We start from the raw sequence: 11,132 nt of genomic DNA, 5'->3' as shown, positions 1-11,132 counted from the left end.
TAATGCTTGATAATCTCCAGTGCTGGCTTTTCGTTGCAGCCATAGGTTGATTGTGTTTCGACTGATTTGAAAAACTTGCGCTGCTTCCGTTTTGTTCATCCCGTCTAACTCTATTGCCTGAATTACCTTCTGGCGTAAGTCGTAACTGTAAGGTTTTGGCATGAGCTTTCCTTGAGCTGAACGCTTCATCTGTATCTAGTTTTACTTTACTCACTAATTATACTGTTTGTCCTAACCGCCTTGGCGCTTGCTATAGCAATTCCCTTAGACACCTATCGTTCTTTTTTTACTTTAGAACTGCCACGCTTATTAATCCAACGCTACCAAGTTCGGCTGATTGTTTTCGACCCAGAAGAGGAGGCGATTATAATATGGCAAAAGTAGAACAGTACCGTCAACTTATTCAAGAACTGTTGCTAGCTTACAGCGAAATCAAAGCCAGCAACGAAGAAGTCGAAGCAGAAGTTATTTTTGATAGAGAACGCGAGCGATCGCTACCAAGTTGTTCACGCGGGGTGGTCAAATAAGCGCCGTGTATATGGCTGTGTTTTGCATCTAGATATTAAAAACGAAAAAATTTGGATTCAACACGATGGTACTGAAGGAGGTATCGCCAATGAACTTATTAGTAGAGGCGTACCCAAAAAAGATATTGTTTTAGCTTTTCATTCCCCCTTTAAACGGCAATTTACCGAGTTTGCTGTTGGTTAAAGTAATTTCAATTGCTATTTTCGTGATTTAGGATATAACCAAAAGCTAAACAAACGGCTAACTCTAGGCATGACAATATATGTCAGCAGCAAAACCATAGTAATCGTAACGATCAACGAAATAATTAAGGGTGGTAAACCACGAAGTAGGGGGACTACAAGCGTACTCAACAAATTAATTAACACATATACGGCTCCCCAAGTTAGCAATGCTATTTTGTAGCGCGGTGGAGTTTTCAGTGGTTGACCGGGAAGAGAAAACCAAGCTTCTAATCCACAGATTTGTTGAACATCAGGATCGGATTCCACCAAATGTTTACCTTGATTCAGCCAATATTCGCGATCGCGCGATGTCATCCACACTTTTAAATTTTCATAACCGTCAAACCGGAAGATGATCACATATTCATTTCGCACTCCAAGTTGGGGACGAATCACGTTTGTTCCCAAATGACCTATATAGGTTCTGGCAACTCTGGTAATATCTTTCAACCAAGCCTCGTAAGCGCTTTCGCATCCTGGCTTTACAACTTGTGTAATGACCACGGTTACAAATTGCTCGTCCTGTTCCATCTCCATTAGTTATGTCACCATCAAGTTAATAGTTGTAAGTTTTTGCAACCTTAGCATGGTTGAGTCATTCTCAAGTTAAGGAATACCCAGTTTTTCCAACTTCAAGCCGAACAACATTAGCAGGAACAACCCCTGTGGGCGGAGGTAAAAACATTCCACCATTAGTTACAACATAAATCGCGGTGCGTAGGCGTAGCCCGTCGTAGACATCGCTCTCTGTTTGACCAAAAGCCACGGCTGTGCTGCCAATTACACCTGACTCGGCTTGAGCAATGATAGTAGTACTGCGATCGGGCGCAATTCGTATCACACTGTTGTAAATGTGCGTTGCTCCATAAAGGTTGCCTTCCACATCAAAGGCAAAGTCATCAATATTAGTTTGCTCAACAAAAATTTCCGGCTCACCTGGTTTATTAGTGCTATCAACAGGAATCCGCAACAGCAACATTTTTTCCGTATTTGAAACGTAGAGGAAATCACGAAAACGCTTCAAGCCATTTGCAGCCGGAAACACGCTCTCCGAATTGCTACGAGCAAGCATTGGATGTTCTAGCCAAATTGATCCACTGGGTTGAGCAATATCAATCAGCCAGATTGCACCACGATAGGAATCTGCTGTCAAATACTGAGTGTCGGAAAGTGGCGTGATGCCATTGAGAAACATTGCGTCTGGCAGTGTCAGCAACGTTTCCACCGTGCCATCACTTTTAACTAGAGAAACCACGGGTATAGAATCATCATTCCAACCTGTTGCCACCCGATCGCCGTTAGTAGTGAAAGCAAGACCACTTACTTTGCCTTCAACAGTGGCATGAATTTGCTGATTGCCATCTGGGGTAATGCGAACAATCTCGCCGACCTCATGATTGCTTACAAAAATCGTGCCATCTGGTGCGATTGCTAGATTTTCTAAAAAAGTATTAACGGGAAACGAGGTAATAATTTTAGCAGGTGCTAATTCAATCGGCTTATCTGCGTAAATAGGCGGTAAAACTGCGGAATTTCCCATATTAACCTACCACTGTAATTGAATGGGGCCACCAAACTTTCGCATCTCTGCAAAAAACTGTCCTTGCGTTCCCCCATCGGGAAGTGTTGCTAAATAGACAGCAGTTTCGGCTCCTTCTTCTGCCGTGAACGGGGCATCATCTCCCCCCATATCTGTCTTCATCCAACCTGGAGAATAGGCATTTACGAGAATATTAGTACCTTGGAGTTCCTTGGCGAGAAGCACGGTTAGTCCATTCACTCCCACCTTTGAGAGTCGATAAGAAGGCGCTAAAGGGTAGTAATCAGTGGGAACTGATGTTAGAGATGCCATTTCCGTAGAGATATTGACAATGCGACCGTAGTTTTGCACCTTCATCAACGGAATTAATGCTTGAGAAATTCTGAGTACCGCTAGAACATTAGTTTCAAAGGTCGATCGCATTGTTTCCAGTTGCACAGTTAGTAAGCTGGACTCCTCCGGCTTAGTTGTGGGATTCACGCCTGCATTATTGACCAGAATATCTACCTTGCCGTAAGTTTCACGTAGCCAGTCGGTAAACTGTTGCACACTTCCGTCATTGCTGACATCCAGCGTGTGATAGTCAACATCAAGCCCTTCACTGGACAACTGCTGCTTGGCAGCAATGCCATCTGTTTGATTACGACTCGTCAGAATTACGCGGTTGCCAATTTGGGATAATTGACGAGAAATTGCATATCCTAGCCCTCGGTTACTGCCTGTTACCACAGCAATCCTTTTTTGAGTCGTCATTTTTATGACCTTCAAACTGGTTGTAAGTTTACTGTACTGAGATGTTGCAAATTAAGCAAATTGATTTCAGCAATATCTTTTAGAATTTCTGTATTGACAATAAACACTAAATATGGGTAAGTAGGAATACAGCAATGCTAATATATGTAAAATTAAGCTCAAACCCTTTTAAAACTTCCTTTCCAGGTATTAGAGTAATTTGTTTCAATCCCTAATAGGGATTTTGATGAATTGCAATATGAGCAGGACAAATTTTATCTGCAATGATTCTAGTTTCAATCCCTAATAGGGATTTTGATGAATTGCAATTTGTCTGTGCAAAAGAAGGAGCAGCAGCTAACAAGTTTCAATCCCTAATAGGGATTTTGATGAATTGCAATTACAATCCCAACTGGCTGCCAAAAACCAGGAATTAGTTGTTTCAATCCCTAATAGGGATTTTGATGAATTGCAATTCCAAGTCCAAGTCCAAGTCCATCACCAAGTCCTGTTTCAATCCCTAATAGGGATTTTGATGAATTGCAATTCGCATCACTCTTAAGGAGTGTGCGAGTATCGCTGTTTCAATCCCTAATAGGGATTTTGATGAATTGCAATCTTTTACCTGCCCCCATTTCAGCAATGAGCATAATTTGTTTCAATCCCTAATAGGGATTTTGATGAATTGCAATCCCAGGCTTTACGCAGTCAAATAGGTTTTTGAAGTTTCAATCCCTAATAGGGATTTTGATGAATTGCAATAGCGCAAGCCCGAAAGCAAAGCTACATTTAGTTTTCAAGGTGCGGTTGCGCGATTCTAGAGCAATCATAGCATTAGAGAATTCCTTTGGGAATAGTGTCGGGAAACGTTGAAGGCTGACAGCTAGTATTTGTAAGCATCTTAGAGATTGCGCGGATGATAATTGGGCAATTAGTGGGGTAAAATGCTTACTGGTGTTGACATAGAAGCAATTTTTTCGGGCTGGGGAATTTATACACCTACTCTTTCGCGCATTTAATATGCAGGAACTCTGTGAGACGCTACGTTATCACCTAATGGTGATGGGGGGCACTAACGATCGCTGTCTTCAGAGCCAGAAATCCCAGTCTTTGTATGCTTATAGCCTCCCACATCACACGCGACACTTGATAATATTAGTCTTGAGACTCCTCAGAGTTCGGTTCCGATTCGGTTTCAAGTTCTTCTGTTTCTACTTTGACTGGGGGTTTGACGGGTTTTGGGCCACGCGCTAGGGCAGGATTCCCCGGCTGCCTGTTTTCATCCCTATATGATTCTTTTTTCCCTTTGTCAGATGAACGATTACGGGTCGGTTTTGCGCTTTTGGGGCTGGATTCAATAGGGGTTACAGAATCCGAATTTTCGGAATTGTTGTCAGTACTTCCTTGAGCCTGACGTTCCGATTTCTTGATTGGGCGTTCTACCATTGTTTATTTTTGTAAATTTATCTGTATATTACATCGGTTTGGTGACTATCAAACTGTTGAGTAGCATTTTTTAAATATTTTATCAAAAAAGAATTTAGGAGCTAGAATTCAGAATTCAGAATTGAATTTGAGTCCCACTAGCGGATGAATTAAATGGCTTTAACACTCCCACTAAAATCTTTCCTATGGAACAACCAAGGGAGGAGCAGCCTGCAATACAATTAGTGGGAGGTCTAAATCTCTCACTTTGCTATTCTAAATATTGTAGCTTGCTTCCCGTAAGGTATTATGACTTTTGAATTCTTCTTCAACGCGAGAATTATTCAATGGCTCTAAAGAATTGATTTGACAAAAAGGCAGGCAACAAACTTTATCAATATAACTCACCAAATGTAAAAATGGGCGCGTTATCGATAGTTGAACGCACCCGACAACTATTTGACAAAATTAGGTCGTGCCTGTTGTCTTGATTTAAACTTTTCCTCTAAAACCGCCCAATTTTCTTGCTCAATTAAATTAGTTAACTCATCGAGATTGTGACGATATTGTTGCAGCGATCGCAGCAATGCTTGACGATTATACCGCGCCATCATCACGCCTAACTCTGGATTACCGCCACCCACGCGACTGGTATCCCGAAAACCTGAACTAGCGAACTTTTGGGCTAATTGCAAAACATCGGGATCAGTTTCACTTAAACAAGCAGCAATCAACGAGGAACTGACCATTACAGGTAAATGGGAAATCCAACTCACAGCGCGGTCATGTTGCTCTGGCTGACAATAGTAGATATTCGCTCCGAGCGATCGCACAATTTCTTCCACAGCCATAATTGCACCAGTTGGTGTTGTAGTTATCGGTGTTAATACATAAGGTTTATTGACAAATAAATCTCGCTGTGCAGCTTCTATGCCACTGTCTGTTGTTCCCGCCATTGGATGACCGCCGATAAAATTATCCCAAAGAGGAGAAATATCCTTAACTATCTGTTCTTTCGCCGAACCCACATCAGTCACGACTGTATTGACAGACAAATGGGCGATCAATTGTTCAAATTGAGGCACAATAAGTGCTAGAGGTGTACAAATAAATACAACTTCTGCGGCTGCTAACAGGCTTAGATCAACAGATGCTTTATCAACACAGCCGAGGGTAACTGCCTTTTGACAGGTCGCTTCACGGCGACTGACTCCTAAAAGATGATGTCCTTGCGATCGCAAGTCAAAACCCAAAGAGCCGCCTATCAGTCCCAATCCTAAAATCCCAATATTCATTTTTGATTTTGACATTCCGTTTTTATGACTTTACCAACTATTAAAGTTGGCATCCAAGGGGTAGCATCGATGACTGTAGAGGAATTACTGGAACAATACGCAGCAGGAGTCTTAAACTTTAGTGGTGTTAACCTCGCCGAAGCTAACCTGAGTGGGGCTAAACTCAGTAATATCAATCTTAGCAATGCTAATTTGAGTATAGTTAACCTGAGTGGGGCAAATCTCAGTGAAGCTAACTTGAGCAATACCAAGCTGAATGTAGCCAGACTGAGTGGTGCAAATTTATGCAGCGCCATCCTCAACAACGCCAGTCTTAACGTCGCTAATTTGATTCGCGCGGATCTGAGTCGCGCTCAACTCAGAGGAGCCTCATTTATCCGCGCCGAGTTAGTTCGCGCTGATATGAGTCGAGCCGACTTGTCGGAAGCTGATCTTACCAGTGCTGATTTGCGAGAGGCGACACTCCGCCAAGCGAATCTCCGTCACGCTAACTTGAGTGAGGCTGTCTTGAGAGGTGCTTCCTTAACCGGAGCCAACTTGGAGATGGCTAACTTAAATGCCAGTGATCTCAGTCGTTCTGATCTTAGCGGCGCAAATTTGCGAGATACCGAACTCAGACAAGCCAATCTCAGGCATGCTAACTTGAGCGGAGCAGATTTGAGCGGGGCAAATCTTCGGTGGGCAGATTTGAGCGGTGCAAATCTCCGGTGGGCAGATTTGAGCGGCGCAAAATTGAGCGGGGCTGATTTAATTGGCGCAGATTTAAGCAATGCTAATTTAACGAATACCAGTTTAATCCACGCCAATTTAACTCAGGCAAAATTAATTAGGGCGGAATGGATCGGTGCTGACTTAACAGGAGCAACTTTAACAGGAGCAAAGCTTTATGCTACCTCCAGGTTTGGTTTAAAAACCGAAGGTCTGACTTGTGAATGGATTGATCTTAGCCCAAGTGGCGATCGCTCCATTATCCAAAACTTCCATTCTGAGGAGTCACGAGATTTTTTTAACGAAACAGCGCCAACAATTCGGATTATTGTTGATGCAGCCCTAGAACACGAAGCCAATTTTGCGATTGCTGGTACTTATTACCAAATTGCTCAAGAATATCGAGGGCTGAAACAACCCCCAAGCATCGAAAGTGGCCGTCGTCGAACTATTTTTACCTTTCATGTAGATAGCGATGAAGCATTATTTTCCACTGCTTATATTGTGATTTTACCCTTTCTAGATGCGGCATCTACCCAAAAGAATATTTCTAGTTTAGTGGAAATGATTAACAATGAAGTTGTTTCTAACGAAAATTTAAAATTGCTAAAATCGCCCCAGATAGTGAAACAATTAAGTATTCTTCTAGAGCAAGCCATGAGTCAGGCTACAACAATTAAACAAATGAAGAAAAATATCGAAGTAGCTGCAAAGTTAAATTTTTGCAAAGCCCCAACCCAAATAATTTTAACGAATTCCAGCGCCCACACTTTGATTGTCCACGACCATCCCAATTTTGGAAAAAGATTTATTAATCGCTCTGCTCTCAAGGCTTCAATTTATGATGATATAGCCAGTGAATCAGCAAAATATATATTACCAACGATAGATATGGTTATGGATTTTGTCAAAGGATTTCACTATATTATTCATTAAGCATTGGACTAATAACTAATGACAAAAAATTTTGGAGGACAAAATGCGCGATACCTTTAACAGAATGGTTGGTCGAACTCGCTATGTAGTTTTTCGCCTATTTCTGCACTTAGGGGGAGGCGAGGTAGCGCCAATTTTGGGAGTATTAAATAGTGCTGGGCGGGATGCGATCGATGCCGATGGCGATTTAGAAGTTTTGGGAGAAGCATTGGTAGAAATTAGCCAAACCCTGCTGCAATATGATGAATATTGGCTTTCTGCTGCCAACGAAGGCGATGTATTTTGGGATGAAGGCGAGGCGGGAGATTATGTCAACGAATTATTTACTGACTCTGCCCAAAGATACCTCAGTGAACCAGATTACAGATCCGATGGATTGAATGAACCTTTATCTATACCTGTAACCCGCAATGTCATTGTGATGCTAACAGTAGCTTATGAAGGAGAAGTACCAGATTTGGAAACTGATCTTTCTAACGTTCAGGCACTCAAGGAAGGATTGAAAGCATTGATAAGTTTGCATTATAAACATAGATTTAAGGCAATCCAAGTGCATTTTTCGCCAGCTCAATTAGGCGATGAACTCACTAGCGACCAATTGTTGCAATATTACCCAGAATTGATTCCTTTATAATGTGTTGGGTAGTCCGTACTTACTACTCATATCGAGAAATTGTTAAGCTCAGAGATAGGACAATAATCCAATGATCATGACCATAGTACGTAAATTTACAGCCGTTTTTTTAGCTCTGAGTTTGTGTGTGACAACTGTCGCCTGTGGCGGCGAAAACCAAACTAATTCTTCAGCTAAGAACGTTAGCCAAACCTCTACTAATACCAAGTTGAGTGATGGAGAGTATCAAATACAACAAGCCACTTATGACGATGCAAGTGGTGAGTATAGTCTGTTTTTACTTAACAATAATCCTCCAACCTTTGCAACCGAAAATTTGCAAATGGCACGGTTAACTGATGATGAAATTAAGCAGGGCAAAAAAACCTATCTAAAGGTAGATAAAGGACAACCAATTTTATACCTGACAGAAGATTTTAAAATTGAGTACGTCCACAACGTGACTGAAAATAAAACCAATCCCCAAACAGGACAACAAGAAACAGTTGTAGTCCGTCGAGAAAATAGCTTCTGGGCACCGTTTGCTGGGTCTGTGGCTGGTAGCTTGGCTGGTCAGGCAATTGGCAGTATGTTGTTTAGACCTCAGTATTATGTACCCCCTGTCTATCAATCAGGCCGAGGATTGACTGGTTTTGGTGGATATGGCGGAAGCTATGGCCAAGCAGTTCAAAGCTATCAAACTCGCTACAATACACAACCCGCAGCCGTGAGAAATCGCACTGCGTTCCGCAATACAGGGACAATTAGAAGGTCGTATCCTGGAAATTCAACTGTACGCAATGCACCGCGTAGCACTACAGGTAACAACCGTCCTTCTGGTTCTGGTTTTGGTGGTAGCACGTTGCGACCCTCTGGCAGAGCGACTTCACCTAGACGCAATTCTGGTAGTGGTTTTGGTAGTGGGCGTAGTACAGCACCCCGCCGTTCTACTGGTTTTGGCAGCAGACGCCGTTAGGAAGTTTCAAAATGAACTACTAGTGGTCTGTTTTCAAAGTCTTAGCTCCCGCCAATCCCACTTTTTAATGGGGATTGGCGGGAGCTAAAAAGTTAGGAAGCTAAACGAGTAGTTTGAAAACACGCCTTATATCATGTTCGACTTAATACTTATGTCATTGCGAGCGTAGCGCCGCAATCCCAAACCTTTGCGATTGCTTCATTCCACTTCGTTGCATTCGCAATGACATATTATAAGTGATTTGCCGAACATGATATTAGCGGTCTGTCTCATTAATTTTAAGAGATAAGAGAACGAACCGCATTCGCGTTAGCGTCTCCCCTTCTCCCAAAGGGAGAGGCTAGCGCCAAGGGAGAAGGACGCAAAGAGAGCAAAGGAAGAAGGAAACAAGAGAAATTTAAAAACTGATTTACCTATCAAAATTAATGGGATAGACCACAAACTCTAGCTAGCTTATCTGCAAGACGCTGCCCGATCGCTCAAGCTAGAGGTTTCTACATCCGCCCTCAAAATGCTACTTTCAGACATTCTTGAAGAAATTGCTGGGGAATTTCTCTATTTTGTCCCCAATGCAGATGAACGTAAGAAGCATGGACATTTGCAGGAAAACCCCATCCCTCGCATCCCATATTTTCTTCACAATCGTAGCGATAAGTTTCAAATAGGGGCTGAGTAGGATTTAAGGTTAAATGGGAACGATGAAACTCATGTCCGTAAACAGTTGTACCTGCTTTAACTAACAGATTATCTTGCAAAGCTACTGCCCGACGATAGCCCAAAGTTAAACGCCCACCCATCACCGCAGATGTTGGTAGTACTCCCGCCATTGACCAAGATTTACCTTCAAAATCGATAATTTGCTCACACAAATACATTAATCCCCCGCATTCGGCAATTGTGGGCATTCCCGCCAGAATTGCTGTTTTGACTGCATCACGGGCGCTGGTGTTTTTTGCTAGTTGCTGGGCAAACATTTCTGGAAAACCACCACCAAAATACATTCCCTGCACACCTTTTGGGAAAGTATCTTCTAAGGGACTCCAGAAAACCAGTTCTGCACCAAGCTGTTGCAGTAAATCAAGATTATCTTGGTAATAAAAATTAAAAGCGCGATCACGGGCTACTGCAATACTGACTGGGGATAATATGGGATAAAGAGGATAAGGGGCATGAGGTAGAGGTTCCGATTTTAACAAAGGTAATAAGTTTTGCCAGTCGAAGCAAGTATCTCCTAAATCGGCGAGGCGATCAATTAAGGCGTTGAGTTCGGGAAGTTCGGCTGTGGGTACTAAACCCAAGTGGCGATCGGGAATTGTGATGTTATCTTGACGGCGCATTACGCCGAGAATCTTTAATTGTAAGGGTTCTAGGGAATCTGTGAGGAGAGAGAGATGGCGATCGCTCCCCACGCGATTTAATACTACCCCAGCTATTTTAATTCGGGGATCAAAAGATCGATAACCGTGAGCGATCGCAGCCACAGAACCAGATAAACGACTACAATCAATCACCAACACCACAGGTAAATCTAAAAGTCGGGCGATGTGTGCCGTACTTGCAAAATCAGTAATTTGTCCTTTGTCCTTTGCAAATGACATAGGCGTTTCTCTACGAGACGCTACGCGAACGCCTTCTCGCAGGGTATGACTAATACTCCGACTACGCTCAGTACAAGTGACTAATGACGAAACTCCATCAAATAGCCCCATTACCCCTTCCACGAGGGCATATTCACTCAGCTGACTATGATGGGCAAAACATTGCTGAACATAGGCTTCGGAAGTCAAAACTGGGTCTAAATTGCGACAAGGAAGACCAGTTACGTGTTGATGAAACATCGGATCAATGTAGTCTGGGCCTACCTTGAAAGATTGCACCAAGCGATCGCGACGGCGTAAAGATGCTAAAAGGGTGAGCGTGACTGTTGTCTTGCCCACCCCACTACGTTCCCCGGCAATGACTAAAGTCATAAATGAAACAAATTAGGTTTTTATGCAGCAACTATTTTGACGATTGGCTGTGCGTCCATACTCGCTTTTGGCAAAATTAGATGCGCCAGTTTGTGGTTTATTTTAAAACCAACTAACTCAAACTTATACCAATTAGAAACAAGAATACCAACCAATTAGGGGAGTTAAGCTGAAAAAGTCTGTTT

Annotated in this window: 11 protein-coding genes, 1 pseudogene and 1 CRISPR repeat array; of the genes and pseudogenes, 5 read left to right on the top strand and 7 right to left on the bottom strand. The window is 42.6% G+C overall.

The features are described from left to right. The coding region (locus H6G97_RS13825) for an IS630 transposase-related protein (protein ID WP_190938912.1) at nucleotides 1–162 on the bottom strand (162 nt) is incomplete at its 3' end. Between the two features lie 27 nt (nucleotides 163–189). Here H6G97_RS13825 and H6G97_RS55935 point away from each other — a divergent pair. Continuing rightward, nucleotides 190–384, top strand: a complete 195-nt coding sequence (locus H6G97_RS55935) for an element excision factor XisH family protein (protein ID WP_190941158.1) — start codon at nucleotides 190–192, stop codon at nucleotides 382–384. Continuing rightward, nucleotides 372–711, top strand: a pseudogene (locus tag H6G97_RS13815) (element excision factor XisI family protein). Before H6G97_RS55935 ends, H6G97_RS13815 begins: the two are co-directional and overlap by 13 nt. 14 nt (nucleotides 712–725) lie before the next feature. Here H6G97_RS13815 and H6G97_RS13810 read toward each other — a convergent pair. From H6G97_RS13810 to H6G97_RS13790, 5 genes are all read right to left on the bottom strand, one after another. After that, on the bottom strand, nucleotides 726–1,283 hold the full coding sequence (locus H6G97_RS13810; protein WP_190941157.1) for a putative antibiotic biosynthesis monooxygenase: 558 nt from the start codon (nucleotides 1,281–1,283) through the stop codon (nucleotides 726–728). Nucleotides 1,284–1,353: 70 nt separating this feature from the next. Continuing rightward, nucleotides 1,354–2,292, bottom strand: coding sequence for an SMP-30/gluconolactonase/LRE family protein (locus tag H6G97_RS13805; RefSeq protein WP_190941147.1), 939 nt, complete (start codon nucleotides 2,290–2,292; stop codon nucleotides 1,354–1,356). A gap of 6 nt (nucleotides 2,293–2,298) precedes the next feature. Further along, on the bottom strand, nucleotides 2,299–3,045 hold the full coding sequence (locus H6G97_RS13800; RefSeq protein WP_190941146.1) for an SDR family oxidoreductase: 747 nt from the start codon (nucleotides 3,043–3,045) through the stop codon (nucleotides 2,299–2,301). 201 nt (nucleotides 3,046–3,246) lie between these two features. Next, nucleotides 3,247–3,786: a CRISPR direct-repeat array (repeat unit 37 nt; unit sequence GTTTCAATCCCTAATAGGGATTTTGATGAATTGCAAT). Nucleotides 3,787–4,179: 393 nt separating this feature from the next. Further along, nucleotides 4,180–4,470, bottom strand: a complete 291-nt coding sequence (locus H6G97_RS13795; protein WP_190941145.1) for a hypothetical protein — start codon at nucleotides 4,468–4,470, stop codon at nucleotides 4,180–4,182. Between the two features lie 434 nt (nucleotides 4,471–4,904). Next, a complete protein-coding gene (locus H6G97_RS13790) occupies nucleotides 4,905–5,744 on the bottom strand; it encodes a prephenate/arogenate dehydrogenase (RefSeq protein ID WP_190941156.1) in 840 nt (279 codons plus the stop codon). 69 nt (nucleotides 5,745–5,813) lie between these two features. On the opposite strand from H6G97_RS13790, the gene H6G97_RS13785 reads away from it, so the two are divergent. The 3 genes from H6G97_RS13785 (at nucleotide 5,814) to H6G97_RS13775 (ending at nucleotide 8,977) form a co-directional block, all read left to right on the top strand. Further along, nucleotides 5,814–7,388, top strand: coding sequence for a pentapeptide repeat-containing protein (locus tag H6G97_RS13785; protein ID WP_190941155.1), 1,575 nt, complete (start codon nucleotides 5,814–5,816; stop codon nucleotides 7,386–7,388). Nucleotides 7,389–7,431: 43 nt separating this feature from the next. Further along, nucleotides 7,432–8,022, top strand: a complete 591-nt coding sequence (locus tag H6G97_RS13780) for a DUF1517 domain-containing protein (protein WP_190941144.1) — start codon at nucleotides 7,432–7,434, stop codon at nucleotides 8,020–8,022. Between the two features lie 70 nt (nucleotides 8,023–8,092). Continuing rightward, nucleotides 8,093–8,977, top strand: a complete 885-nt coding sequence (locus tag H6G97_RS13775; protein ID WP_190941143.1) for a hypothetical protein — start codon at nucleotides 8,093–8,095, stop codon at nucleotides 8,975–8,977. Between the two features lie 506 nt (nucleotides 8,978–9,483). On the opposite strand, the gene H6G97_RS13770 is transcribed toward H6G97_RS13775, so the two are convergent. Continuing rightward, nucleotides 9,484–10,947, bottom strand: a complete 1,464-nt coding sequence (locus H6G97_RS13770; protein ID WP_190941142.1) for a cobyrinic acid a,c-diamide synthase CobB — start codon at nucleotides 10,945–10,947, stop codon at nucleotides 9,484–9,486. Between the last annotated feature and the right edge of the window lie 185 nt (nucleotides 10,948–11,132).

The organism is Nostoc flagelliforme FACHB-838, assembly GCF_014698065.1.
GTDB lineage: Bacteria > Cyanobacteriota > Cyanobacteriia > Cyanobacteriales > Nostocaceae > Nostoc > Nostoc flagelliforme_B.
This window is presented reverse-complemented; position numbering and strand designations above follow the sequence as displayed.

Coding starts and splice junctions, on each gene's coding strand:
- H6G97_RS13810 (WP_190941157.1), bottom strand. CDS start 1,283: ATGGAACAGGACGAGCAATTTGTAACCGTGGTCATTACACAAGTTGTA.
- H6G97_RS13805 (WP_190941147.1), bottom strand. CDS start 2,292: ATGGGAAATTCCGCAGTTTTACCGCCTATTTACGCAGATAAGCCGATT.
- H6G97_RS13800 (WP_190941146.1), bottom strand. CDS start 3,045: ATGACGACTCAAAAAAGGATTGCTGTGGTAACAGGCAGTAACCGAGGG.
- H6G97_RS13795 (WP_190941145.1), bottom strand. CDS start 4,470: ATGGTAGAACGCCCAATCAAGAAATCGGAACGTCAGGCTCAAGGAAGT.
- H6G97_RS13790 (WP_190941156.1), bottom strand. CDS start 5,744: ATGAATATTGGGATTTTAGGATTGGGACTGATAGGCGGCTCTTTGGGT.
- H6G97_RS13785 (WP_190941155.1), top strand. CDS start 5,814: ATGACTGTAGAGGAATTACTGGAACAATACGCAGCAGGAGTCTTAAAC.
- H6G97_RS13780 (WP_190941144.1), top strand. CDS start 7,432: ATGCGCGATACCTTTAACAGAATGGTTGGTCGAACTCGCTATGTAGTT.
- H6G97_RS13775 (WP_190941143.1), top strand. CDS start 8,093: ATGATCATGACCATAGTACGTAAATTTACAGCCGTTTTTTTAGCTCTG.
- H6G97_RS13770 (WP_190941142.1), bottom strand. CDS start 10,947: ATGACTTTAGTCATTGCCGGGGAACGTAGTGGGGTGGGCAAGACAACA.